This window comes from Pseudomonas sp. FFUP_PS_473 (genome assembly GCF_002858665.1).
Taxonomy (GTDB): Bacteria; Pseudomonadota; Gammaproteobacteria; order Pseudomonadales; family Pseudomonadaceae; genus Aquipseudomonas; species Aquipseudomonas defluvii.
Map to the genome: position 1 here is coordinate 1 of NZ_PJQQ01000044.1, position 25,775 is coordinate 25,775.

Annotated in this window: 21 protein-coding genes; 7 read left to right on the plus strand and 14 right to left on the minus strand. The window is 62.4% G+C overall.

What is annotated here, in order from left to right:
- Positions 1–277: 277 nt before the first annotated feature.
- From CYD26_RS22035 to yrfG, 4 genes are all read right to left on the minus strand, one after another.
- Positions 278–2,608 carry an FdhF/YdeP family oxidoreductase gene (locus CYD26_RS22035; protein ID WP_371917260.1) on the minus strand — a complete coding sequence of 777 codons (2,331 nt, stop codon included), beginning with the start codon at positions 2,606–2,608 and terminating at the stop codon, positions 278–280.
- Between the two features lie 2 nt (positions 2,609–2,610).
- Positions 2,611–3,444 (minus strand): formate dehydrogenase accessory sulfurtransferase FdhD, encoded by an 834-nt coding sequence (gene fdhD, locus CYD26_RS22040; protein ID WP_102053656.1) that lies wholly within the window; start codon positions 3,442–3,444, stop codon positions 2,611–2,613.
- 94 nt (positions 3,445–3,538) lie between these two features.
- Entirely contained in the window at positions 3,539–4,426 is an 888-nt protein-coding gene (locus CYD26_RS22045; RefSeq protein WP_102053657.1) for a LysR family transcriptional regulator, read from the minus strand.
- A gap of 33 nt (positions 4,427–4,459) precedes the next feature.
- Positions 4,460–5,125 carry a GMP/IMP nucleotidase gene (gene yrfG, locus CYD26_RS22050; RefSeq protein ID WP_102053658.1) on the minus strand — a complete coding sequence of 222 codons (666 nt, stop codon included), beginning with the start codon at positions 5,123–5,125 and terminating at the stop codon, positions 4,460–4,462.
- Between the two features lie 80 nt (positions 5,126–5,205).
- On the opposite strand from yrfG, the gene nudE reads away from it, so the two are divergent.
- Both nudE and cysQ read left to right on the plus strand, forming a co-directional pair.
- Positions 5,206–5,772: an ADP compounds hydrolase NudE gene (nudE, locus tag CYD26_RS22055; RefSeq protein ID WP_065761083.1), complete on the plus strand. Its 567-nt coding sequence runs from the start codon at positions 5,206–5,208 to the stop codon at positions 5,770–5,772.
- Positions 5,769–6,605: a 3'(2'),5'-bisphosphate nucleotidase CysQ gene (gene cysQ / locus CYD26_RS22060; RefSeq protein WP_102053659.1), complete on the plus strand. Its 837-nt coding sequence runs from the start codon at positions 5,769–5,771 to the stop codon at positions 6,603–6,605. Before nudE ends, cysQ begins: the two co-directional genes overlap by 4 nt.
- Here the strand turns inward: cysQ and CYD26_RS22065 are convergent.
- Genes CYD26_RS22065 through rfbB form a run of 7 tightly spaced genes read right to left on the minus strand, consistent with a single transcriptional unit; the run spans position 6,594 to position 13,676 of the window.
- Entirely contained in the window at positions 6,594–7,049 is a 456-nt protein-coding gene (locus CYD26_RS22065) for a YiiD C-terminal domain-containing protein (RefSeq protein ID WP_065761081.1), read from the minus strand. The genes cysQ and CYD26_RS22065 overlap by 12 nt on opposite strands.
- Positions 7,046–8,461 (minus strand): sigma-54 dependent transcriptional regulator, encoded by a 1,416-nt coding sequence (locus CYD26_RS22070; protein ID WP_102053660.1) that lies wholly within the window; start codon positions 8,459–8,461, stop codon positions 7,046–7,048. Before CYD26_RS22070 ends, CYD26_RS22065 begins: the two co-directional genes overlap by 4 nt.
- On the minus strand, positions 8,458–10,272 hold the full coding sequence (locus CYD26_RS22075; RefSeq protein WP_102053661.1) for an ATP-binding protein: 1,815 nt from the start codon (positions 10,270–10,272) through the stop codon (positions 8,458–8,460). The genes CYD26_RS22070 and CYD26_RS22075 overlap by 4 nt, the downstream gene beginning before the upstream one ends.
- Positions 10,273–10,307: 35 nt before the next feature.
- The gene (rfbD, locus tag CYD26_RS22080) at positions 10,308–11,183 is read right to left on the minus strand and encodes a dTDP-4-dehydrorhamnose reductase (protein ID WP_102053662.1); all 876 of its coding nucleotides are present in this window, start codon (positions 11,181–11,183) and stop codon (positions 10,308–10,310) included.
- A complete protein-coding gene (gene rfbC, locus CYD26_RS22085; RefSeq protein ID WP_102053663.1) occupies positions 11,180–11,725 on the minus strand; it encodes a dTDP-4-dehydrorhamnose 3,5-epimerase in 546 nt (181 codons plus the stop codon). The genes rfbD and rfbC overlap by 4 nt, the downstream gene beginning before the upstream one ends.
- On the minus strand, positions 11,716–12,597 hold the full coding sequence (gene rfbA / locus CYD26_RS22090; RefSeq protein ID WP_099776200.1) for a glucose-1-phosphate thymidylyltransferase RfbA: 882 nt from the start codon (positions 12,595–12,597) through the stop codon (positions 11,716–11,718). The genes rfbC and rfbA overlap by 10 nt, the downstream gene beginning before the upstream one ends.
- Positions 12,594–13,676: a dTDP-glucose 4,6-dehydratase gene (gene rfbB, locus CYD26_RS22095; protein ID WP_102053664.1), complete on the minus strand. Its 1,083-nt coding sequence runs from the start codon at positions 13,674–13,676 to the stop codon at positions 12,594–12,596. Before rfbB ends, rfbA begins: the two co-directional genes overlap by 4 nt.
- A 199-nt stretch (positions 13,677–13,875) precedes the next feature.
- Here rfbB and CYD26_RS22100 point away from each other — a divergent pair, with 199 nt between their 5' ends.
- From CYD26_RS22100 to CYD26_RS22120, 5 genes are all read left to right on the plus strand, one after another.
- Positions 13,876–16,773 (plus strand): aminotransferase, encoded by a 2,898-nt coding sequence (locus CYD26_RS22100; RefSeq protein WP_178081730.1) that lies wholly within the window; start codon positions 13,876–13,878, stop codon positions 16,771–16,773.
- 227 nt (positions 16,774–17,000) lie between these two features.
- Positions 17,001–17,879 carry an N-carbamoylputrescine amidase gene (gene aguB / locus CYD26_RS22105; RefSeq protein ID WP_102053665.1) on the plus strand — a complete coding sequence of 293 codons (879 nt, stop codon included), beginning with the start codon at positions 17,001–17,003 and terminating at the stop codon, positions 17,877–17,879.
- Positions 17,880–17,936: 57 nt separating this feature from the next.
- Positions 17,937–19,046: an agmatine deiminase gene (gene aguA, locus CYD26_RS22110; RefSeq protein WP_102053666.1), complete on the plus strand. Its 1,110-nt coding sequence runs from the start codon at positions 17,937–17,939 to the stop codon at positions 19,044–19,046.
- 185 nt (positions 19,047–19,231) lie between these two features.
- Positions 19,232–19,435, plus strand: coding sequence for a hypothetical protein (locus CYD26_RS22115; RefSeq protein WP_065762061.1), 204 nt, complete (start codon positions 19,232–19,234; stop codon positions 19,433–19,435).
- 340 nt (positions 19,436–19,775) lie between these two features.
- Positions 19,776–21,065: an OprD family porin gene (locus tag CYD26_RS22120; RefSeq protein ID WP_102053667.1), complete on the plus strand. Its 1,290-nt coding sequence runs from the start codon at positions 19,776–19,778 to the stop codon at positions 21,063–21,065.
- 23 nt (positions 21,066–21,088) lie between these two features.
- Here the strand turns inward: CYD26_RS22120 and CYD26_RS22125 are convergent, their stop codons facing one another.
- The 3 genes from CYD26_RS22125 to CYD26_RS22135 all read right to left on the minus strand — a co-directional run bounded on the left by CYD26_RS22125 (position 21,089) and on the right by CYD26_RS22135 (position 25,480).
- Positions 21,089–22,753 (minus strand): FMN-binding glutamate synthase family protein, encoded by a 1,665-nt coding sequence (locus CYD26_RS22125; protein ID WP_065761092.1) that lies wholly within the window; start codon positions 22,751–22,753, stop codon positions 21,089–21,091.
- 149 nt (positions 22,754–22,902) lie between these two features.
- A complete protein-coding gene (locus CYD26_RS22130; RefSeq protein ID WP_145991812.1) occupies positions 22,903–24,054 on the minus strand; it encodes a lysozyme inhibitor LprI family protein in 1,152 nt (383 codons plus the stop codon).
- A gap of 85 nt (positions 24,055–24,139) precedes the next feature.
- Positions 24,140–25,480 carry an alginate export family protein gene (locus CYD26_RS22135; RefSeq protein ID WP_256588060.1) on the minus strand — a complete coding sequence of 447 codons (1,341 nt, stop codon included), beginning with the start codon at positions 25,478–25,480 and terminating at the stop codon, positions 24,140–24,142.
- Between the last annotated feature and the right edge of the window lie 295 nt (positions 25,481–25,775).

Consider the following 25,775-nt stretch of genomic DNA (forward strand, 5'->3'; position numbering starts at 1 on the left):
TAAGACTGCTCCTACCTACGCGCCAGCATGGCTACCTATTGAGCTCCGGGAGGCGTCCATATAAGACCTTCCCTAAGAGAGCCTCAGAGGGATGACGAGGCGATCCTGAGGCTCTGGGATGGGGCTGGCAACGGAAATCCGACGAGTAACACGACTTGTGCACAAATCGATAAGTTACTGTTTTTTAGCTGAAACTTTCTCGAATTTCGCGTGTCTGAGCTACTTCGGGAAAGGCCCTGGCAGTGTTGTCAGGGCCTTTTTTGTGGGCGTAAACCGGTCAGATGATTCGTGCCGTCTCGCTGGCTGCGAGCAGCTTGATCGCGATGAATTTCGAGGTTGGCGTGTGGCTGTCATCGCCGACGCTTTCCAGTGGCACCAGTGGGTTCACCTCGGGGTAATAGGCTGCTGCCTGCCCGGCGGGGATGTCGAAGGCGAGCAGGGTGAAGCCTTTGACCCGACGCTCACGCTCATCACTCCAGAGCGACACGATATCCACCTTCTGCCCCGGACGGAAGCCCAGGCGAATGATGTCGGCCTCGTTGGCGAACAACACATCGCGTTGGCCTTTCACGCCACGGTAGCGGTCGTCCAGGCCATAGATCGTGGTGTTGTACTGATCGTGCGAGCGCATCGACTGCATGATCAGGTCCGGTACCTGGCCGCTGGCGCGCACACATTCATGCAACAAATCATCGGGCAGGGCGTTGGCCTTGAAGTTGGCTTTGCCACTGGCGGTATTCCATTGGCGCTGGCTGGCGCTGTTGCCCAGGTAGAAACCGCCGGGGCGTGCCAGGCGCTGGTTGAAGTCCTCGAACCCCGGGATGGTCTGGCTGATCAGCTCGCGGATGCGTGCATAATCGGCCACCAGCCAGTGCCAGTCTACCGGCTGTGCGCCGAGGGTGGCCGCAGCGATGCCGGCGATGACCGCAGGCTCCGAGCGCATCTGCCGCGACAACGGCTGCAGTTGACCATTGGAGGCATGCACCATGCTGAACGAATCTTCCACCGTGACCGCCTGGGCGCCTTCGGCCTGCAGGTCGATGTCAGTGCGTCCCAGGCATGGCAGGATCAGCGCGTCCTTGCCGTGGATCAGATGGCTGCGGTTGAGCTTGGTGCTGATCTGCACGGTCAGTGCGCAGTTGCGCAGGGCTTGGGCGGTGCGCTCGGTGTCTGGCGTGGCTTGGGCGAAGTTGCCGCCCAAACCGATGAACACCTTGGCCTGACCGGCGAGCATTGCGCCAATGGCTTCGACAGTGTTGTGGCCGTTGTGCCGAGGCACCTTGAAACCGAAGCGCTTTTCCAGTGCGTCGAGCAACGCCACCGGTGGGCGCTCGTTGATGCCCATGGTGCGGTCGCCCTGCACGTTGCTGTGGCCACGCACCGGGCACAGGCCAGCACCCGGTACACCAAGGTTGCCGCGCAGCAGCATCAGGTTGGCGATTTCCTGAATGGTTGCCACTGAATGTCGGTGCTGTGTGATGCCCATGGCCCAGCACATGATGACCTTGCCAGCCTTGCGGTACATCTGCGCCGCCTGTTCGATCTCGGCAAGGCTCAGGCCCGACTGTGCCTCGATCTGTTCCCAGGGCGTGGCCTCGACCGTTGCCAGGTAGTCGTCGACACCGGCGCTGTGTTGCGCGATGAAGGCGTGGTCGAACACCGCTGGTGCACCGCTGGCCTGGGCTTCGCGTTCCCACTGCAACAGGTACTTGGCCATGCCGCGCAGTACTGCCATGTCGCCGCCCAGGGCCGGACGGAAGTACGCCGTGTTGGTTGGACGGTCACCGTTGGTGAGCATCTCCAAGGGGTGCTGCGGGTGCTGGAAGCGCTCCAGGCCGCGTTCCTTGAGCGGGTTTATGCAGACGACCTGAGCCCCCCGCTTGACCGCTTCGCGCAGCGGCTCAAGCATCCGGGGGTGGTTAGTGCCTGGGTTCTGGCCCCAGACGAAGATCGCCTCGGCATGCTCGAAATCGTCGAAGGTCACCGTGCCTTTGCCGACGCCGACACTTTGCCCCAATGCCACACCGCTGGCTTCGTGGCACATGTTCGAGCAGTCTGGAAAGTTGTTGGTGCCGTAGGCACGAACGAACAGCTGGTAGAGAAATGCCGCTTCGTTGCTGGCGCGGCCCGAGGTGTAGAACTCGGCCTGATCCGGGCTTGCCAGGTTCTGCAGGTGTCGGGCGATCAGGGCGAAGGCGGCCTCCCAGCTGATGGGCTGGTAGCGGTCGGTTGTGGGGTTGTAGCTCATCGGTTCGGTGAGCCGGCCCTGGTACTCAAGCCAGTAATCGCTTTGCTGCAGCAGTGAGGTGACGCTGTGGCGGGCGAAGAATGCAGCATCGACCCGGCGTTTGGTCGCTTCCCAGTTCACTGCCTTGGCGCCGTTCTCGCAGAACTTGACCATGCCGCTTTCCGGCGAGTCACCCCAGGCGCAGCCTGGGCAGTCGAGGCCGCCATTCTGGTTGGTCTTGAGCAACGCACGGATGTTTTTCAGCGCGTTGTCACTGCCAATCCAGGCTTGTGCCACGCTGCGCAGTGCGCCCCAGCCACCCGCGGCGCCGCGGTAAGGCTTGTAGCGTGGAACAGGTTTCTGGTCGACTTGATGGGGCAGGTTCACGTTCGGTTCTCCCGCGCAGGGCTGTAGACCCGCGGCGCACTACGTTGTGGCAGGTGAATAAGGTTGAGGTTGTGTTGGCGGGCCCATTGCAGGGCCAGGCCGGTCGGAGCAGACAGGCTGACCAGCGTCTGGATGCCGGCACGCAGCACCTTCTGGATCAGCTCCAGGCTGCAGCGGCTGGTGACAATGGCCAGGCCACCCTTGGTGGCGATGCGTTGGCGTACAAGAGCCCCGATCAGTTTGTCGAGGGCGTTGTGCCGACCTATATCTTCGCGGCCCAACAGCAGTTCGCCGTTGGCGTCCATGAACAGCGCAGCATGCACCGCGCCACAGTGTTGGCCCAGCGGCTGGAAGGCACTGATGCGCTGGCGCAGGTCGACCAGCCAGGCGGCCGGTGGCAAGGGTGCGCCGGGCAATACCTTGAGCTCGGGCAGTGCCTGCTCCAATGCCTCGACTCCACACAGGCCGCAACCGCTGGTACCGGCCAGTTGCCGACGTTGGTTCTTGAGGTTCCAGAACGCCCGGCTGGCGATCTCAACCTCCGCGTGCAGGGCTGAGCCGCTGCCGCTGAGCGTGATGTCATAAATCTCACTGGCCTCGGCGATGCCGCTACCGATGCTGAAGCCAACGATGAAGTCTTCAAGGTCGGTGGGGCTGACCAGCATGACCGCCTGGCTGATGCCGTTATAGGCAATCGCCAAAGCCACTTCCTCGGCCAGTGCGGTGTAGGTCGGCGTGCTGTCTTCGAGGTCGTGGAACGCGTAGTCGTTGCTGGCCGCTGGCGTCACCAGCTCAGTGGTCGCCGCGCAAGTGGGGCGTTTTAGGGTCATGGCACAGGTACCGGCGGCTGATCAGTCTTAAGCCTAGGCCTGCGCTCAGGTATCGTCTAATCGCTAATACTGATGCCGTGATAGAGCGGGTCGATCAAACCTCGTCCTGCATGTGGCGGTACTCGTTGAAGCAGGCCTCGGCCAAGGCCGAGCGCGGTGCGCTGCGGCGCATGATCAGGCCCAGCGGTGCCAGGGTGCTGGCTTGCTCGATGGGCTGCAGGCGCAGGCGCTCGGTCAAGGCTTCCAGGCCGGTGGCCAGCGGCATGATTGCGCAACACAGGCCACCGTTCACCGCTTGTACCAGTTGATGCACGGCATCGGTCTGCAGCAGCGGTTGCGGGTTCAGGCCACGGCTGTGGAAGTTGTGGTCGATTGACTGACGAAAGTGCATGCCGGCGGTGAGCAGGCCCAAAGGCAGTTCGGTCAATGCCTGCCAACTGAGGGGCTGATCGTCGAAATTGAAGTACGCCGGGTCATACAGCAGGCCCATGCGTGTGTCGCCCAGCGCCAGGGACTCGAAACGTTCGTTATCCAGCCGTTCGAGGTACGACACGCCGAGGTCAAGCCGGTTACTCGCCAACTGCTCCAGAATCTGCTCGGAGCTGAGTGCGCTCAGTTCAAAGCACAGTTGAGGATGCTGGCTGTGCAGGCGCTGCAGCAGTGGCAGCGGGTCGAAGCTCGACAGCGGCACCACGCCCAGGCGCAGGGTACCGACCAGATGCCCCCGGCAGGCAGCCGCTTCGGCGTACAAGCCATCGTAGGCGGCCAGTACCGAACGGGCCCAGGCCAGCACCCGTTCACCCTGGGCGGTGAACCCCTCGAAGCGCTGACCACGATTGACCAGGGCCAAACCCAGTTCCTGCTCCAGGTTGCGCAGGCGCATCGACAGGGTTGGCTGGGTTACATGGCACAACGCGGCCGCTTGGCCGAAGTGGCGGGTTTCATCCAGGGCGATCAGGAATTTCAGCTGTTTGATGTCCATCGGCGCTCCACGGCACAGGGCAGGCGAGGCATTCTAACTGAGCCCTTCGAGCAACGTCCGATAGTCGTCCAGTGCCGCGAACTCCTGGGTGTCCCGTGGGCCTTTACGGCTGTCGGGCTGGCGCACCGCAAGCAGGTGTGCAACACCAAAGGACTGGGCGCTGCGCAGGATCGCCAGGGTGTCGTCGATGAACAGGCTGCGCGCCGGGTCGAAGTTGATGTCGGCCTGCAGGGCACTCCAGAACTGTGGGTCTTCCTTGGGAAAACCGTAGTCATGGGAGCTGATCAGGCGCTCGAAATACGGCGCCAGTGCCACCCGTTCCAGTTTCACCGAGAGCGAATCGCGGTGGGCGTTGGTGATCAGTACCACCCGCTTGCCGGCATCGCGGATAGCCGCGAGGAACACGTCGGCATCCGGGCGCAGGGCGATCAGGTTCGCGGTTTCCAGCTTCAGTTCGCGAATCGGCAGGTTCAGCTCTGCACTCCAGAAATCCAGGCAGTACCAGTTCAGCGAGCCGGCGTTCTTTTCAAACAACGGCTGCAGTTCCAGTTCGGCCATGGCCCGGCTCACCCCATGCAGTTCGGCATAGCGCTGCGGCAGGTGTTCGAGCCAGAAGTGGTTGTCGTAATGCAGGTCGAGCAGGGTGCCGTCCATATCGAGTAGAACGGTATCGATGTCGCGCCAGTTCAGGGCAGGCATGAAAGATTCTCGGTCAGTCGGGCGCAGTGGCCGGGCAAGCCACGGTATAGTACCGCGTTCACGCCAAGGAGCCGCCACCCATGCGCCAGAAACCCACAGTCCTTGCTCGCGAGATTGTCGCCAGCAGCCGTCTATTTCGTGTCGAAGCGGTGCAACTGCGCTTTGCCAACGGTGCCGAGCGCACCTATGAGCGATTAGTCGGGCGCGGCAACGGGTATGGTGCGGTGATGATCGTGGCGATGCTCGATGCCGAACACGCGGTGTTGGTTGAGGAGTACTGCGGCGGCACCGACGAGTACGAACTGTCGTTGCCCAAGGGCCTGATCGAGCCGGGCGAAGACGTGTTGGCTGCGGCCGACCGTGAGCTCAAGGAAGAGGCCGGCTTCGGTGCTCGGCAACTGGAGCACCTGACCGAACTGTCGTTGTCGCCGGGCTACATGAGCCAGAAAATCCAGGTGGTGCTGGCCAGCGACCTCTATGAAGAGCGCCTTGAGGGCGATGAGCCGGAGCCGATGCGGGTTGATAAGGTCAACCTGCGTGATCTGGCCTCGCTGGCACAGCATCCGCAGTTTTCCGAAGGGCGAGCGCTGGCGGCGTTGTACCTGGCGCGCGACCTGCTGACCCAGCGTGGGGTATTTGTCCCATGAGCGAATTGAACCTGAACGCGATGATGGCTGAGGTCGTCGATCTGGCCCGTCTGGCAGGGGATGCCATTCTGCCGTTCTGGCGGGTCAATGTTGCGGTGACTGCCAAGGCTGATGCCTCGCCGGTGACGGCTGCGGATATGGCCGCGCATCAAGTGATTGCCAGTGGGCTACAAGCGCTGGCCCCGGAGATTCCGGTGCTGTCCGAAGAGGATTGCGATATTCCCTTGAGCAAACGTCAGACCTGGCAGCGCTGGTGGCTGGTCGACCCGCTGGACGGTACCAAGGAATTCATCGCAGGCAGCGAAGAATTCACCGTCAACATCGCACTGATTGAACAGGGGCAAGTGCTGTTCGGTGTGGTCGCCATGCCGACCAGTGGCCGCTGCTATTTCGGTGGTAAAGCGCTCGGCGCCTGGCGCTCCGAACGCGGAGGCGAGGCGCAGCCGATTCAGGTTCGTCTGGCGCCACCGGCGGGTGAAAGCTTTACCGTGGTCGCCAGTCGCCGTCATACCAGCCCACAGCAGGAACACTTGTTGGCAGGGCTCAGCGGCACGCTGGGCGAGTTGCAACTGGCCAATATCGGCAGTTCGTTGAAGTTCTGCTTGCTGGCCGAGGGCAGCGCGGATTGTTACCCGCGCCTGGCGCCGACCTCGCAGTGGGATACGGCAGCAGCCCAAGGTGTGCTGGAGGGCGCCGGTGGTGAAGTCTTGGGCCTCGATGGCCAGGTCTTCAGCTACCCGCCGCGTGAATCGTTACTCAATGCGTTTTTCCTGGCGTTGCCGGCCGCTGCGGCGTGGCGCAACGACCTGCTCAAGCTCGCCTCAGCGATGTAATACGTACTGCCCGCTGAAACGCACGGCATCCTCTTCGCTGCCGGCGTTGCGAACCTGGGTGTTCAGGTTCAGGCGGGCCCGGCCATAGCGCTGGTAAGTGGCGATGAACTTGTTCCAGACCTTCTCATCAGGCGCCTCGCATTGAGCGATGGCTGCACCGGTGACGGGCACTGGATAGTTGATCTGACCTTCCTGAATGACGATATGGCCGTCGTCGATGCCGGCCTCGCGCAAGCGCATGTGCAACCAGCCCCAACCGACCAGCACGGCGGCGCAATACAGGCTGCCGCCAAACATGGTGCTCTTGTGATTGACGTTGGCGGCCAGCGGCAACTGCAGGCGCAGGCGCTGTTGTTGCCAATCAAGTACCTGCAAGCCCATTTCCCGGGTAAGGGGGATGTCGTGGTGCAGGAGGGCTTCCAGGTACTGGTTGTCGGTGGTCACGGGCGGTTCTCCTCAAGATCATCAGTGCCGCTGCTGTGGCTGTCGGCGAAATTCAGGCCATGCTTGCGCAACTTGTCGTGCAGGGTTTTGCGCGGGATACCCAGGGCCTCGGCCAGGCTGCGCAGTGAGCTGTGCGAACGGGCCAGCTCGGCGGCGATCAGCGAGCGCTCGAAGTGCTCGACCTGCTCACTCAAATTGCCGCTGCCCAGCACCGGGTTGGCGGCCAGCGGTTCGCTGTGGCTGTCGCCGTCCAGGGCCAGCTCAAGGCCGAGGGCGAAACGTTCCGCCGCGTTCTGCAGTTCGCGCACGTTGCCTGGCCAGGCATGGCGCATGAGCAGGGCGCGCTGCGCCGGTTGCAGGGCATGGCCGGGCAGGCCGTGGCGCTGGCTGGCCGCGTCGGCAAAATGCTGGAACAACAGCAAAATGTCTTCGCCGCGTTCGCGCAGCGGTGGAATACGCAGCGGCGCGACGTTCAGGCGGTAGTACAGGTCGGCCCGGAAGCGGCCCTGATCGGCGGCCTGGCGCAGGTCTTCCTTGGTGGCTGCGATGACCCGGATATCCAGCGGAATCTGCTGGTTGCCGCCCAGGCGCTCGACCACTCGTTCTTGCAGCAGGCGCAGCAACTTGACCTGAACATCCAGGCTCATGCTCTCGATTTCGTCGAGGAACAGTGTGCCGCCGTTGGCGAACTCGAATTTGCCAATGCGGCGTTTCTGCGCCCCGGTGAAGGCGCCGGGTTCATGGCCGAACAGCTCGCTTTCGACCACCGACTCTGCCAGCGCGCCGGCATTGATCGCCACGAACGGGCCGTCGCGGCGGCTCGACAGGTCGTGCAGGGCACGGGCGACGACTTCCTTGCCGGCGCCGGTTTCGCCGAGGATCAACACGTCGGCGCGGGTCGGGGCCAGTGCGCCAATCTGCTCACGCAGGCGCAGCATCGGTGCCGATTGCCCGACCAGCCGGGCGCTCAATGCCTGGCGATCGCTGAGGGCCAGGCGCAGGCTGCGGTTGTCCAGTATCAGGCGGCGCAGGGCCAAGGCCCGGCGCACGCTGTCGAGCAGGGCATCGCTGGCGAAGGGTTTTTCCAGAAAATCGTAGGCGCCGGCACGCATGGCCTGGACGGCCAGCGGTACGTCGCCGTGGCCGGTAATCAGCAGCACGGGTAACTCCGGGTCCTGCCCATGCAACTGTTCGAGCAGTTGCAGGCCGTCGATGCCTGGCATGCGAATATCGCTTACGACTACCCCCGGCCAATCGGCTTCGATACGTTGGGCCAAGCCTTGGGCATCGCTCAGGGACATGACCTTGAGGCCGGCGAGGTCGAGGGTCTGGCTCAGCGCCTGACGCAAGTGCGGGTCGTCATCGACCAGAATCACCTGTGTGCGGCTATCGATGAGCGGCTCGGTCGTCATGCCGATGGATCCTCCGAGGTTTGCAGGTTGGCGCCGGGTTTGGCTACGCGCAGTTTCAGGGTCAGCAATGCGCCACCCTCCGGGTGGTTGGCCAGCAGCAGTTCGCCACCCAGCGCACGCATCAAGGTATCGCAGATCGCCAGCCCCAGGCCAAGGCCCTGGGTACGGGTCTTGGTGGTGAAGAATGGTTCACGGGCACGGGCCATGGCTTCGCTGCTGAACCCCGGGCCGTTGTCGCGAATGTACAGGTAGACGTTGTCGTCCTTGCGTTCGGCACTTAGCCACAGCTTGCGCGGGTTGGCCTTCTCGGTCAGCGCGTCGAGGGCGTTGGCCAGCAGGTTGCCGAGCACCTGGCGCAAGCGGGTTTCACCGGCCTGTACCCACAGGGTGGCCTCTGGCAGGTCACGCACCAGCTCCACGGCCATTGCCCGGCGCCGTTTGGCCAGCAGGGCCAGGGCATCGTCCAGGGCCGGTTGCAGGGCCACGCTCTCGGGGGCGTGCCGGTCGCGCCGGGCAAAGGCGCGCAGGTGGGCGATGATCGAGGCCATGCGCCCGGTCAGTTCAGCGATCAGCTTGAGGTTGCTGCGGGCTTCTTCGGTGCGCTGATGGTCGAGCAGGATCTCGGCGTTTTCGGCATAACTGCGGATGGCCGCCAGCGGTTGATTGAGCTCATGGCTGATGCTCGCCGACATCGTGCCGAGCACCGACAGCTTGCCGGCCTGAACCAGTTCATCCTGCGCACGGACCAGTTCCTGTTGCGCCTGCTCGCGCTCCAGCACTTCGTTTTTCAGCCGGCTGTTCAGGCCTTCAAGGTCGGCGGTTCGCTCAATGACCCGTTGTTCCAGTTCCTGGCGGGCGCGGGCCTCGAAGGCGATTCGGTCCATGTAGTGCCGCCGCCGCTGCATGATCAGCCCAAGCAGCAGCATCAACACCAGCAGCGTGGCGCCGCCGATGGCCAGCACCGTGCGTACCGAACGGTCGATCAGGGTGCGTGGGGCAAGGATGCTCACCTGCCAGCCGGTTTCCTCGATGGTTCGGGTCTGGATCAGCCAGGCTTTGGGGTCGAGGTTCAGGGGTTGGGGCGTCAGCGTCGGGTAGGGCTGGATCGCGGCAATGGCGGCGCGCTCGGTATCGGTCAGTGGCCGGGTGGCACGGAAGCGCCAGTCCGGACGGGAGGTCAGAATAACCACGCCGTTCTGGTCGGTCAGCAGCAGTTGTTCCGGGGTTTTGCCCCAGAGCGTTTCGGTGTGGTCCAGGTCGACCTTGACCACCAGTGCGCCGATCACGCGCTCGCCATCGCGCACGGCACCTGCAAAGAAGTAACCGCGTTTGGCCGAGGTGGTGCCTTGGCCGAAAAAGCGCCCCAGGCGTCCGGTAAGGGCATCGCTGAAATACGGGCGGAAGGCAAAGTTACGGCCAACGAAGGTGTCGCGCTTGTCCCAGTTGGACGCTGCCAGGGTGTTGCCGTTGGTGTCCATCAGGTACATCACTTCGGCACCGGTCTGGGTGCTGATGTCCTTGAGCAGACGGTTGGCGTTGGTCAGGGTTTCCAGGCGCATCGGGTCCTTGAGCACCGCACGCAGGGCTGGCAGGTCACCGAGGATTTGCGGCAGGGTTTCATAACGGTGCAGGGTACCCAGCAGGTTTGCCACGTACAGGTCGAGGGTCTGGCGATTTTGCCCGGCCAGCTCGTCCTGATAGTAACGCTCGGCCAGGTGTTGCAGCGGCAAGAGCAGTGGGGCGAGGAACAAGGCGACGATGGCCAGGCTGCGCCAGCGTGGACGACGGGGAACGGTCGGGGTCATGGTCATTGCAAATGCGCCGATGGAGTCTGGCGCATTATGCGCTACTTCAGGCAGTCGATCAGTGCTTGCTGCCAGTCTGGCTGGCTGACCTGCCATTGCTGCTGCAGGCGACTGCAGTCCAGGCGCGAGTTGAGTGGGCGCTGGGCCGGTGTCGGGTACTCGCAGGTGGGGATGGGCACTAGCCGGGCACAGTGCTTGCCTTGGGCCTGGAGGTGCGCGGCGATGGCCTGGGCAAAACCGAACCAGGATGTCTCGCCTTGCGCGGTCAGGTGATAGGTGCCCCAGGCACCCGCCTGGCCAGCCTGCCAATGCTCGATCAGGGCGCGGGTGCTGCGGGCGATGGTAGCCGCCCAGGTCGGTGCACCGATCTGATCGGCAACCACGCGCAGCTCGGGTTTTTCCTGCAGCAACCGCTGCATGGTCAGCAGGAAATTGCGCCCATGCTGCGAGTACACCCAACTGGTGCGCAGGATCAGGTGCTGGCCAGCGACGTCTCGGATCGCCTGCTCGCCAGCCAGCTTGCTGCGGCCGTAGACGCTCAGCGGGTTGGGCGTGTCGTCTTCGTTGTAGGGCGTGGCCTTGCGGCCATCGAAGACGTAGTCGGTGGAGTAGTGAATCAACGGGATGCCCAGCCGCGCGGCCTCTTCAGCGAGTACCCCGGGGGCGTGGGCGTTGACCGCAAAGGCCAGGGCTTGCTCGACTTCCGCCTGATCGACTGCGGTGTGGGCGGCGGCGTTGATGATCAGGTCCGGTGCCAAGGTGCGCACCTGCTGACGGATCTGCTCCGGATGCGCCAGGTCGAGTGCATCGCGGCCCAGTACGTGCAGGGTGCCGAGCGGGGCCAGCTGCAGTTGCAGTTCGCGCGCCACCTGACCGTGTTGGCCGATGATCAGCGTGTTCAATGGAGCAGCGGTCATGGAAACAGTTCTGCCTCTTTCAGCGATTTACCGGCCTGGTCCTTGGCCGACAACAGTGGTTCCTGTTGCAGTTGCCAGTCGATGGCCAGGTCCGGGTCGTCCCAGCGGATGCAGCGTTCGGCGGCCGGGTTGTAATAATCGGTGGTCTTGTAGAGGAACTCCGCACTGTCGCTCAACACCACGAAACCGTGGGCGAAGCCTTCCGGTATCCACATCTGACGTTTGTTTTCGGCAGACAAATGCACCGCGACCCAGCGGCCAAAGGCTGGCGAACTGCGGCGGATATCCACGCACACATCGAGCACCTCGCCCTGTACGACCCGCACCAGTTTGCCCTGGGGGTTTTCCAGTTGGTAATGCAGGCCGCGCAGTACGCCGCGCTGTGAACGGGAATGGTTGTCCTGAACGAAGGCTGTGGTGACCCCTGTCTGCGTTTCGAAGGCCCGGGCATTGAAGCTTTCGTAGAAAAAACCGCGGGCATCGCCGAACACCTTCGGCTCCAGGATCAGTACCTCGGGCAGGTCAGTGGTGATTACTTCCATCGGTTCTCTCGGGTCAGGCTGTAGAGGTACTGGCCGTAGCCGGTCTTGCCAAAAGCGTTGGCACGTTCAAGCAGGTGCGCCTCGTCGATCCAGCCCTGCTGGAAGGCGATCTCTTCCAGGCAGGCCACTTTCAGACCCTGGCGGTGCTCAATGGTCTGCACGTATTGCGAGGCTTCCAGCAGGCTGTCGTGGGTACCGGTATCGAGCCAGGCAAAGCCACGCCCGAAGCGCTCTACGCGCAAGTCACCCCGTTTCAGGTAAGCGTTGTTGACGTCGGTGATCTCCAGCTCGCCACGGGCCGAGGGGGTAATGCCCTTGGCGATCTCGATCACGTCGTTATCGTAGAAGTACAGGCCGGTCACGGCATAGCTGGACTTGGGCTGCGTCGGCTTTTCCTCGATCGACAGGGCCTGGCCTTGTTCGTTGTACTCGATCACGCCGAAGCGCTCCGGGTCTTTGACCCAGTAACCAAACACCGTTGCACCGCTGCTGTGGCTGGCGGCGCGTTGCAGTTGTTCGGTAAACCGCTGGCCGTGGAAAATGTTGTCGCCGAGGATCAGGCACACCGAGTCGTTGCCAATGAACGCTTCGCCAATCAGGAAGGCCTGTGCCAGGCCGTCCGGCGAGGGCTGTTCGGCATAGCTGAACTGGACGCCGAACTGGCTACCGTCACCCAGCAGTTGACGGTACTGCGGCAGGTCCTGCGGGGTGGAGATGATCAGAATCTCGCGGATACCGGCCAGCATCAGTACCGAGATCGGGTAGTAGATCATCGGCTTGTCGTAGACCGGTAGCAGTTGTTTGGAAAGCCCCAGGGTAATGGGGTGCAGGCGAGTGCCGGAGCCGCCTGCCAGAACGATACCTTTGGTCATGCAATCAGGTCCTTGAAATCGCTGTTGCCCAGGCGCTGGCCTTGATAGCTGCCATCCTGAACATGTTGGCACCACTCACTGTTATCCAGGTACCACTGCACGGTCTTGCGCAGCCCGCTCTGGAAGGTTTCGGCCGGGGTCCAGCCCAGCTCACGCTGGATTTTGCTGGCGTCGATGGCGTAGCGCTGATCGTGCCCGGGACGGTCCTGGACGAAGCTGATCAGGTCGGCGTAGTGGTTTACCCCGGCCGGATGATCGGGTGCCAGTTCTTCAAGCAGGGCGCAGATGCTGCGCACCACATCGATATTCTTCTGTTCATTGTGCCCGCCGATGTTGTACGTCTCACCGACCTGACCGGCGCACAGCACCTGCAGCAGGGCGCGGGCATGGTCCTCGACGAACAGCCAGTCACGCACTTGCAGGCCGTTGCCGTAGACCGGCAGCGGTCTGCCCGCCAAGGCGTTGAGGATCGTCAGCGGAATGAGCTTTTCCGGGAACTGGAACGGCCCATAGTTGTTCGAGCAGTTGCTGAGCAGTACCGGCAAACCGTAGGTTCGGTGCCAGGCACGTACCAGATGGTCCGAGGCCGCCTTGCTGGCCGAGTAGGGCGAGCTGGGGGCGTACGGCGTGGTTTCCGTGAACAGGTCGTCCACCCCATGCAGATCGCCGTACACCTCGTCGGTGGACACATGATGGAAGCGAAAGGCTTCACGCTCGGCGGCGGGCAGCTTTGCCCAGTAAGCACGGGCGGCTTCCAGCAGGCTGTAGGTGCCGACAATGTTGGTTTCGATGAACGCGGCGGGGCCGTCGATGGAGCGGTCCACATGCGATTCGGCGGCCAGGTGCATGATCGCGTGCGGAGCAAAACGCTCCAGTACGGCGTCGACCTTGGCGCGGTCAGCGATGTCGGCCTGCACGAACTCATAACGGGTATTGGTCGCGATGCTGCTCAGCGATTCCAGATTGCCGGCATAGGTGAGCTTGTCGAGGTTGAGCACGTCATGTGTGGTGGTCTCGATCAGGTGGCGAATCAGCGCCGAACCGATGAATCCGGCACCGCCGGTAACAAGAATACGCATGTCGAGTGGCCTTTCCTGACTAAACGGGTATTGATCGGGTGCTGCCTAGCCTGTGTAAAGGCGCGGGTGGGTGCAAGCAGCGTACGGCGACTGTCGGCGTCGGAGAAAACGATACCCGGTACGGCCTTTTTTTCCACCTCCCTTGCTTATCGGCAGAAGCGGTGGCGATATAAGCAGCAAAAAAAACGAGGCTTGCCCCATGCCGCTTACTACCCTTATCCACCGATCCAGCTTACCGCGCCCGGATGTCAGCGAATCACAGGCCCTGCAGTTGCTGCAGGAACATTATGGGCTTACCGGCACGTTACAGTCGCTGGGCAGTCAACAAGACCTGAATTTTCGCCTCGACAGCCCTCAGGGTCGTTACGTGTTGAAGATCTGCCACGGTGATTATTCACCGGTCGAGCTTCAGGCCCAGCATGCCGCCCTGGGTTACCTGCGCGAGCGCTGGTTGCCGGTGCCTGGCGTGGTGCCGGCGCGTTCCGGTGAGCACCTGTTGGCGCTGAGCCTGAATGGCCAGCCCCTGCGCGCCCGCCTGCTTGAGTACATCGAAGGCCAGTCGCTGACCCGCCTCAAGCGCCTGGAGCCACGGCTGATGGCTGAGCTGGGCGAGTTCTGTGCGCGCATCGACCATGCCTTGGTCGACTTCAGCCACCCAGGCCTGGAACGTACCCTGCAGTGGGACCCACGGCATGCCCCGGCGCTGATCGAGCATCTATTGCCGGTACTCGTCGAAGGGCCGCGCAAGGCGCGCGTGCAGGCGGCGGCCACGGAGGCCTGGCAGTACCTGGCCCCGCTGATCGAACACCTGCCGCAGCAGGCCGTGCACCTGGACATCACCGACGACAACACCGTGTGGCAGCGCGATGCCCAGCGCCACTGGCAGTTGCAGGGGGTGATCGACTTTGGCGACTTGCTGCATACCTGGCGGATTGCCGACCTCTCGGTGACTTGCGCGGCGCTGCTGCACCACGCCGAAGGCGACCCGTTGCGTATCCTGCCGGCCATTCAGGCGTATCAGGTCGTCAACCCGCTGACTGAAGCCGAGCTCAAGGCCCTGTGGCCGATGATCGTGGCCCGTGCCGCCGTGCTGGTGCTGAGCGGAGAGCAGCAGGTCAGCGTCGATCCGGGCAATGCCTACAGCCGGGACAACCTGGCCCACGAGTGGGAAATCTTCGAGGTCGCGACCAGCGTGCCGTTCGCCTTGATGGAAACGGCGATCCTGCAGGCCGCGGGTCATGATCTGGCCCCGCTGGGGTTGGTCAACACCACGCTGTTAATGCCCAGCCTGAACGGCCAGCCTGTCGCCCGCGTCGACCTCGGGGTACTCAGCGAACATTTCCAGGCCGGTAACTGGCAGCAGCCGGGCATCGACCAGCAGCTGCTGCGCGCCCAGAGCGGGCTGGCCTGCTCGCTGCACGGCCAATACCGGTTGTCGCGTACCCATATCGATAACCCGCAGGAACCCGAAACCTGCGCCTTGCATGTCGAGCTGCAGGTTCCCTCGGGTACGGCCCTGCAGGCGCCGTTTGCCGGTGTCTGGCACGCGGTGGCGGGCGGTGGTTGCCTGCAGGGTGAGCAGGTCAGCCTGTGGTTGTGGGGCGTGGTCGATGCCCCGGCCGATGGCCTGGCGCTCAAGCAGGGCGAGCCGCTGGGGCAGAGCAGTGTCGGCCTGATGCTGCAACTGTGCCGCGTACCGGGGTTGTGCCCGCCACTGTTCGCCACGCCTTCACGTGCGCAGGCCTGGCTGGCGCTATGCCCCTCGCCGCAGCCATTGCTCGGGTTTGCCTGCGACGCTGAACCACTGGCCGATGCCCAGGCACTGCTTGAGCGGCGTGACGCCAGTTTCGCCCGTTCGCAGAAGCACTATTACCAGCAGCCGCCGCAGATCGAGCGTGGCTGGCGCAACTACCTGATCGACATGCAGGGCCGCTCCTACCTGGACATGCTCAACAACGTTGCGGTGCTCGGTCATGGTCACCCGCGGATGGTCGCCGAGTCGGCGCGGCAATGGTCGTTGCTCAATACCAACTCACGCTTCCACTACGCGGCCATTGCCGAGTTCTCCGAGCGCCTGCTGGAACTGGCGCCCGAAGGCATGGACCGGGTGTTTCTGGTCAACAGCGGCACCGAAGCCAACGACCTGGCGATCCGCCTGGCCTGGGCCTACAGCGGTGGCCGCGACATGCTCAGCGTATTGGAGGCCTACCACGGCTGGTCGGTGGCCACCGATGCGATTTCCACCTCCATTGCCGACAACCCGCAAGCCCTGACCACCCGTCCAGACTGGGTACACCCGGTGATGGCGCCGAACACCTACCGTGGTGCCTACCGGGGCGCCGAGAGCACTGCCGACTATGTTCGCGATGTCGATGCCACCCTCGACCGCCTGACCGCGCAGAAGCGCCAGGTGGCCGGTTTCATCTGTGAACCGGTGTACGGTAATGCCGGCGGTATCGCCTTGCCGCCGGGTTACCTGCAACAAGTCTACGGCAAGGTCCGGGCCTTGGGCGGCGCCTGTATCGCCGACGAGGTGCAGGTCGGCTATGGCCGCCTTGGCGATTATTTCTGGGGCTTCGAGCAACAGGGCGTGGTGCCGGACATCATCACCATGGCCAAGGGCATGGGTAACGGCCACCCACTGGGCGCGGTCATCACCCGTCGGGAAATCGCCGAAGCACTGGAGGCCGAGGGCTACTTCTTCTCGTCAGCTGGCGGCAGTCCGGTCAGTTGCCGGATCGGCATGGCCGTGCTCGATGTCATGGGCGAAGAAGGCCTGTGGGACAACGCGCGTACCGTCGGTGGGCACTTCAAGGCGCGGCTGCAGGCATTGGTCGATAAACATCCGCTTGTGGGCGCCGTGCACGGTTCCGGTTTCTACCTGGGCCTGGAACTGGTGCGCGACCGCAGCACACTGGAGCCGGCCACCGAAGAAACCGCGGCGCTGTGCGAGCGCTTGCGCGAACTGGGGATCTTCATGCAGCCAACCGGTGACTACCTGAACATCCTCAAGATCAAACCGCCGATGTGCACCACCCGTGAAAGCGTCGATTTCTTCGTCGACAGCGTGGCGAAGGTGTTGGCAGAAGACCTCTAAACCCGCATTGGGGCTGCACTGCAGCCCATCGCAGGCAAACCTGCTCCTCCAAGGGGGGCAGGTTTTTCTACAATGTGATCAACATGGAAAACACAGATTTAAATCGATTGTTATCGATTTAAATGGCGATTCTCACCCTTTTATTTTGATTTACCGCCTTCCAAAGCCGATTTTTATCGGATATAAAGTCCTCATTACTTGCCCAGCAACCCTTCGAGGACGTTTTCATGAGCCGCATCGTTACCGTCGCCGCCACCCAGATGGCCTGTTCCTGGGATCGCGACGCCAACATCGCCACCGCCGAGAAACTGGTGCGCGAAGCCGCCGCCAAGGGCGCGCAGATCATCCTGATCCAGGAACTGTTCGAGACCCCGTACTTCTGCCAGAAGCCCAACGCCGACTACCTGCAACTGGCGACCCCGGTTGAAACCAACGCCGCTATCGTCCATTTCCAGAAACTGGCCAAGGAACTGCAAGTGGTGCTGCCGATCAGCTTCTACGAGCTGGCCGGGCGGGCGCGTTTCAACAGCATTGCGATCATCGATGCCGATGGCCACAACCTGGGCATCTACCGCAAGAGCCATATCCCGGATGGCCCGGGCTATCACGAAAAGTACTACTTCAACCCGGGTGATACCGGCTTCAAGGTCTGGAACACCCGTTATGCCAAGATCGGCGTCGGTATCTGCTGGGACCAGTGGTTCCCGGAGTGCGCACGCAGCATGGCCCTGCAAGGCGCGGAAATTCTGTTCTACCCGACCGCCATTGGCAGCGAACCGCATGACGCCAGCATCACCTCGCGTGATCACTGGCAGCGCGTGCAGCAAGGCCATGCCGGCGCCAACCTGATGCCGCTGGTCGCCAGCAACCGTATCGGCAAGGAAGAGCAGGACGGCTACGACATCACGTTCTACGGCTCGTCGTTCATCGCCAACCCGTTTGGCGAAAAGGTTGAAGAACTGAATGAAACCGAAGAAGGCGTGCTGGTGCATACTTTCGACCTGGACAAGCTGGAGCATGTGCGCAGCGCCTGGGGCACCTTCCGTGACCGTCGGCCGGACCTGTACGGTACGCTGAAGACCCTCGACGGTTCGCTGGAATCCTGATCACCCATTTATCGTGCCGCAGGCCCGTTCTGCGGCAGTTCTTGCAAAGGTTCAACTATGACAACCCTGACCACTACCCCACGCGCCGATGGCTTTCACATGCCTGCCGAGTGGGCGCCACAATCACAGGTCTGGATGGTGTGGCCGGAGCGCCCGGACAACTGGCGCCTGGGCGGCAAGCCGGCGCAGGCCGCGCATGTTGCCGTGGCCAAGGCCATTGCCCGCTTCGAGCCGGTGACCGTCGGCGTGTCGGCCGCCCAATACGAACATGCCTGTGCCCGCCTGCTGGACACCCCGAACATCCGCGTGGTGGAAATCAGCAATGACGATGCCTGGGTGCGTGACACTGGCCCGACCTTTGTGATCAACGACACGGGTGAAGTCCGCGGCGTCGATTGGGGCTTCAATGCCTGGGGTGGTTTTGAGGGCGGCCTGTACGCACCGTGGAACCGTGATGAACAAGTGGCTGGCAAGATCCTGCAGATCGAGCGCTGCCCACGCTACCAGACCGAAGGCTTCGTGCTGGAAGGTGGCTCGATTCACGTCGACGGCGAAGGCACGCTGATCACCACAGAAGAATGCCTGCTCAATCACAACCGCAACCCGCACCTGAACCGTGAGCAAATAGAGGCGATCCTGCGCGATCACCTGGCGGTGGAGACCATCGTCTGGCTGCCTGATGGCCTGTATAACGACGAAACCGATGGGCACGTGGACAACTTTTGCTGTTACGTGCGCCCTGGCGAAGTGTTACTGGCCTGGACCGATGATTCCAACGACCCCAACTTTGCACGTTGCCGTGCGGCACTTGAGGTGTTGGAGCGTCAGCGCGATGCCAAAGGGCGCACCTTTGTGGTGCATAAAATGCCGATCCCCGGGCCGCTGTACGCGACCGAGGAGGAATGTGCGGGTGTCGATCCGGTCGCCGGTAGCCAGGAGCGTAACCCGTCGGTTCGCCTTGCCGGCTCCTATGTCAACTTCCTGATCGTCAATGGTGCGATCATCGCGCCAAGCTTCGACGACCCGGCAGATGCCGAGGCTAGAGCGATTTTGCAGACGTTGTTCGCGGATCGTGAGGTAGTCATGGTGCCAGGTCGTGAGCTGTTGCTCGGTGGCGGCAACATCCATTGCCTGACCCAACAGCAGCCAGCACCGGTCAAACGCTGAAGCATTTAAGTAAAAAGGCCCGTCGCACGACGGGCTTTTTTTTGCGCGTCATTCGACGATCGGAGCTCGATCTGGCACAGCTCTTGTATTCGTTTTGCATTGTATTTCAAGCGGATAGAGCACGCAGTTCTGTCACAAAGTTAACGTAGGTTAATGGCTCACGACCCTGGGGAGTACGTGTCGATATGAATGTAGTCAGTGAGCCAGCTTCAGGCCTGTCCATCGTTAATAACGAATCGATCAAGGCACTGGCACAGTGGTTGAAAAACAATGCAAATAATCGAGTCAGGAAGACCGATCCGCGACGTCGGTTGTTGGTTGAGCGGTACCCGGTGGGTTTGATCAGTGAAGCAGAGCTCGATGCGCTGCTCGGGGTCTGGCACCACTGACTGAGCGATCGCCGGCAAGGTCTGCCTTGCCGGCGATGCGTTTTCTCCTGTCCTGCTCTTCGTGTCCCCCCGCAGTGCTGCATGCCCCGCCATTCTCAAAATTGCACGATCGACCGCTGATCCGTGCTGTTCACGAATTTTTGACACACAGAACTGCTGACCGCTAGGATTCGGCCCTCGCCTGTAGGCCCATTCACCTTGTACCCAGAATAGATGGCCCGCTGTGCCTATGCGCAGGGGGCTTTTTTGTTTTCAGACCCGCGAGCGTCAACCCACGCAGGGGGCGTGGTTCCTGGTGCCGGTCGCAGCGCGTCTTTGTTTTTGTGATAAGGAAAATAAAATGTTGAAAACCAGGATCAGCCTGATCGCTCTGGGTTTGTTGTCCGCGACTCAGGCCATGGCCAATGACCAGGCCAATGCCAAAGGTTTCGTAGAAGACAGCAGCATGAATGTGCTGCTGCGTAACGCTTATATCAACCGTGACAAGAAACATGGCAAGAACGACCAGATCGAATGGGGTCAGGGCGTCATTGGCAACTTCTCCTCTGGTTTTACCCAAGGTACCGTCGGCGTCGGTGTTGATGCCTTTGGCCTCTACGCCGTGCGCCTGGACGGTGGTAAAGGACACAACGGTGGTGCTGGGGTCGACTTCTTCAAACCGAGCGACGGCGCCCAAACCAATTCCCCGCACAACCTCGCCCGTGGTGGTGCTGCGGTCAAGTTCCGCGTCTCCAACACCGTACTGAAGTACGGCGACCAGATGCCGACACTGCCTGTGCTGCAATACGACGATTCGCGTCTGTTGCCAGAAAGCTTCACCGGTACCCTGGTCACCTCCAAGGAGATCGAAGGCCTGGAGCTGAACGCGGGTCGCTTCACTCAGGAAGCGCGCAAGAGCGCTGAAGGTCGTGACAGTGGTGGCCTGAAGTCGATCAACGTCTTTGGTGGTAGCTACAAGTTCACCGACAACCTGTCGGCTTCCCTGTACGGCTCCGACGTCGAAGACGTCATGAAGAAGCAGTACCTGGGTATCAACTACGTGATGCCGATCGCCGCCGAGCGCTCCCTGACCCTGGACTTCAACGGCTACAAGTCGAAGATGGACCGTGACTTTGTCAAAGACGCTGGTTTGACTGGCCGTGACAACACCATCTGGAGCCTGGCCGCGACCTATGCCTTTGGTCCGCACTCGATCACCCTGGCACACCAGCGCAGCACCGGTGACACCGGCTACAACTACGGCGGTTACCAGAGTGCAGGTTGGGTGGGTGACGGTGGCTCTACCATCTACCTGGCCAACTCGTACTGGTCCGACTTCAACGCCGAAGACGAGCGTTCCTGGCAGTTGGGCTACGGCCTGGACTTCGGCGCCTTCGGCGTACCGGGCCTGACCTACAAAGTGGCCTACGTGCGTGGTGACAACATCAACACTCACGGTTACGGTGAAGGTAAAGAGCGCGAACTCTTCAACCAGTTGAAGTACGTGGTTCAGGAAGGCCCTGCCAAGGACCTGTCGGTCAAGCTGCGCAGCTCGTTCCTGCGTACCTCTACCAGTGTTCAACAAAACACTTACAACGACGACGGCAACGAAGTCCGCGTATTTGTCGAGTACCCGATCAGCATCTTCTGATTGGCGTCTCCCACAACCCCGGCCTAGGCCGGGGTTGTTTCTCTGCGGTTCCGGGCTGCCCGGATCTCCACCACCTCGCCGGTGTCTGCGGCGAAGCTGTCACTGCGGGCCATCCGCCACATCCGCGCATAAAAATCGCTTTCAATCGAGCCGCTGAGCAATTCGCCAGGCTTGAGGAACACGTGCAACTGCGAAAACAGGCGTACTTCGCTGGGGCTGATGCGTCGCGCCAGGTGCTTGGGCTTGAGTTCTTCAGGGTGCTCCAGGCCTGCGGCAGCGAGCATCTCGGCCAGTGCGTGCAGCGTGTTGCGGTGGAAGCTGTACACCCGTTCGGCTTTTTCCGGCACCACCAGCGCCCGCTGGCGTAGCGGGTCTTGGGTGGCAACCCCGGTCGGGCACTTGTTGGTGTGGCAGCTTTGCGACTGGATGCAGCCGATGGCGAACATGAAACCGCGTGCCGAGTTGACCCAGTCGGCACCGATGGCCAGCACACTGGCAATGTCGAAGGCACTGACAATCTTGCCGGCGGCACCGATGCGAATCTTGTCGCGCAGGTTCAGGCCCACCAGCGTGTTGTGTACGAACATCAGGCCTTCACGCATTGGCACGCCGATGTTGTCGCTGAATTCCCGTGGGGCCGCACCGGTGCCGCCTTCCTTGCCGTCGACGACAATGAAGTCCGGGAGAATGCCGGTGGCCAGCATGGCCTTGGCGATACCCATGAACTCCCAGGGATGGCCCAGGCAGAACTTGAAGCCGACCGGTTTGCCACCGGACAGTTCGCGCAGTTGGCCAATGAACTGCAGCAACTCCACCGGGCTGCGGAACGCGGTGTGAGCAGCAGGGGAGACGCAGTCTTCACCCACGTTCACGCCGCGTGTTTCGGCGATTTCAGCGCTGACCTTGTGCCCCGGCAGAATCCCGCCGTGGCCCGGCTTCGCGCCCTGGCTGAGTTTGACCTCGATCATCTTCACCTGAGCCGAGCAGGCCTGTTCGGCGAAGCGTTCAGGGTCGAAATGGCCGTCGGCGGTGCGGCAACCAAAGTAGCCGCTGCCAATTTCCCAGATCAGGTCACCGCCGTGCTCACGGTGATAGGGGCTGATGCTGCCCTCGCCAGTGTCATGGGCAAAGCGGCCGAGCTTGGCGCCCTTGTTCAGCGCGCCGATGGCGTTGGCGCTGAGTGCACCAAAGCTCATCGCGGAAATGTTGAAGATCGAGGCCGAGTACGGCTGGCGGCACTGCGGCCCGCCGATGGCCACGCGGAATGATGCCGGGTCGGGGGTTTCCACGGGCAGCATCGAATGGCTGATGAACTCGAAGCCCGGCTTGTACACATCGTTCAGCGTACCGAAGGCTTTCTCGGCGCTCTCGTTCTTGGCCCGTGCGTACACCAGCGAGCGCTGGGCCCGGGAGAACGGCAGCTTGTCGTCGTCGCCTTCAAGCAGGTACTGGCGAATTTCCGGGCGGATGGTTTCGATCAGGTAACGGATATTGCCCAGGATCGGGTAGTTGCGTCGCACCGCGTGATGGCTCTGGCGCAGGTCATTGAGGCCAACCAGGCTGAGCAGGGCGGTGATCAGCGTCAGGGGCCAGAGGCCCGCGTGGGCAGAGAGAAAAGGCAGGCTTGCGACAGTGAAAAGCAGACAGCCTGCCAGGCAGGCATAACGGCTGTAGAGCGACGGTTTCATGGATCTTCCGCTGATGAGTACGTCTTGCCTAGGATAGGGAAAGCGCTTCGGGAGAAAACCTGCGATTTCAGTAAAACACTTTTAAGGGGCAGGGGCTTGCAAGCGGCCAGCTGTCATGGGCCTTGGCGCAGGCAAGCCGGTTTACCCCCTTACTGAACCGGGGCGATGGCGAAACCCAAACGGTTTTCCTCAAGGTAGACAAGTGCTTCCTGGCCAAGCAGCTCCACGGGCCGCGCCGAAACCGCTTCATGCTCAGGGACGATCTTGGACAACACCTTGTTGACCAGGTCCACCCGCCAGACACAGGCCATGGCACCGCTGTTGTCGAAGTACAACACGGCCCGGCGCTCGCTCCAGGTTGGGTTCACCAGGCTCCAGTCGGTGGCGTCGGTGGCCATCACGCGCTCGGTCTTGTGGCGGTCAACCCGCTCGTCATACGACAGGGTCAGGTTGCTGTTGTTGCCGTTGATGTCGTCCAGGATACGGGCCTTGGCGAACTGTGCGGTACTGGACGGCACCTGGAACGTCTGCGCGGTCGGCTGTGGTGCCGCACCCGATCCCAAGGTATACGCCATGGCCTGTTGTAGGCCTTTGTCTTCTTGCTGGCGATAATAGAACACTCCGTCGACCACCCCGGCGTAGCGCTTGCCCTGATCGTAGAAACCGGTTTTTTCCCAGCCCTTGAAGGCAATGTGGGTGGCGATCGGGTGCCAGCCCGGGCGGGTATCGGTGTATTCGTAAAGGGTGCCGTAGGTCTGGTGGTTGAAGCGCTCGCTGAGGTACATGTTGTCGCGGTCGTTGCTGTTGCTGACATAGAGAATGACATGCAGCACACCGTCGACCACCGCGGCGTCGACAATGTGCTTGAAGACGTGCGCGGGCGCCTGCGGCAGCTCGGCCAGCACGTAGCGCTGCCACGGCTCATCGTCTACTTGCGTATACACCTGCCCCTCGGGCAGTGGCGACAGCGCATGAACATCGACCCTGGGCGGCGGCTGCGGGGTCAGCCGCTTGATCTGTTGGTCGTAGGCGGCCTCCAGACAACCGATTGTCTGGCACGCGTTGCGCACCTCATACAGCCAGGTGGCCCCCAGTTGGCGGAAAACCTGATGCTTTTTCAGCGGGCGGAACAGGGCATTCAACTGCTCGTCCTTGGCGGACAGCGACGGCGTATTGCAGATGGCCTGTTCCTGCAGGGTGACAGCCTTGCTGCAGTCAAACCCCGCCGCGCTGGCGGTGTGTTGCAGGGCGAAGGCAAGCAGCCCGGCGAGCATTGCGCCAAGGCATGGGAAGCGTTTCATTGCACATCCGTGTGAGTGTGAAGAAGCACGCATGGTACGTCAGCCTGTGGCCCGGGTGAACCAGGCCACGGCCACGCACCGGGCGCTAGAAGAACGTCGCCACGGTCAGTTGCAGGTAGGTGTTGGTATCGTCGCTACCCAACTGCAACCCGCCTTCGCTGGCACTGCGCTCAGGTTTGTACAGGCCCACCAGCGGGCTGATGATCAGGTGCTCGTTGACCGTCCACTCCAGGTACAGGTCCAGTTCCTGGCCGCTGAGGTTGCCAAGATCGCGGTCGAGGGTGTCGAAGTCGAAGAACAGTGCGCCCAGCGTCAGGTCGTCCCGTGGCGTCGCTTTCAGGCCGACATGATGCACGGCGGTATTACTGTTGAATGGCCCGGCATAGTTGGCCGCCACTTCACCTTGATACCAGGTGCCGTAGCCACGGCTGAAACCGTAGAACAGCGGGTCGAAGGCCTCGGAGAAGCGGCTGTAGCGGTAGGTGGCCGTAGGTTTCCACGGCACATCGGCGAAGGTCCAGGCGCCCTCCAGGTACCAGGCGTTCTCGCGCCCGCTGTCACGGTCCTGGGTGGCGTACTCGAACGCCAGGTTGAGGTTTTCAACCCCCAGCCCGCCGCTGCCGCGCACGCTGACGGTGTCCATGTCCTTGCGTTCAAGCTGGGCGGCGGTGGCGAAGCGCTCGTTGACGTCCAGCCCGTGAATCCAGGTCAGCCCCAGCGTACCGGCTGCACCCACATGCTCCAGGGTGGCCGCCGCCAGCTCGGTTTCGGCCTGGGCACGGTTGTCTGACTTCAGCCACACCAGATCACTGCGCCAGCCTTGCGTGCCGCCCACATGCACAACAGCGGTCTGGTCGAAGGCCTTGCGCCCGGCCAGGTAGTAGGCACCGCCTCGGTCGAAGTCGGCACCGAGGTCGGCATCGCCGACGTTCACCGAGTCGCCGTTGAGCAGGAAGCCGTCGCCGAGTTTGACCAGTTGGCGGCCGGCGGAAATGTCCACGCCGTCCTCACCAAACAGTGGCAGCAGCGCCCCGGAGCGCCAGCCCAGGTAGGCGTCTTCCACGGCTGTACGGCGTTCGCTGCCGAGGGTGAAGCCTGCCGCATCACCGTCGCCCCAGGTGCCCGAGCTCACCAGGTTGAACTTGCCGTACAGGCTGCCTGCGTCGGCCAGCGTCTGGCTGCCGCTCAGGCCGTACTTGATGTAGCCCTCGCGCCAGGCCGAACTGCCAGCGCTGCGGTTGCCAGCGGTGGCATAGCTTTCCTCGCTGTGCATGATGCCGAACACCGCCTCCAGGTCGGCGTTCAGTACGCTGCCGCCCTGGTTGTACAGCTCGTAGGCTGGCGCTGGCAGGCTGGCAAATACGCCGCTTGCGGCCAGTGCCAGGGCAAGGCGCGTTCGCAGGGGAGTGGACGTTTGCGTGGTCATCGGGGGGCTGCTCCTATGGTTTTTGTTGTGCAGGCCCGTGCGCAACCGCCATGCCAATGTTCGCCGGGCGCTGTAAGACCATGGAAAACAAGGTGTTTTGCATCAACGCTCAGCCCCCTGCGCAGTGTCTCGGCGTCTTGCCGATGCGACAGTCGCTGTCTCAGGCTGTAACAGTGGGGCGAGCGCGTACCTTCGCCTTGGCCGGCCATTACCCCCGTAAATGCTGGCCATCAGGCTGTTTTCAGCGCGCGTTGGCAGGTGGCACGCAATGTGTAATGGCTCTAACAAATACGCC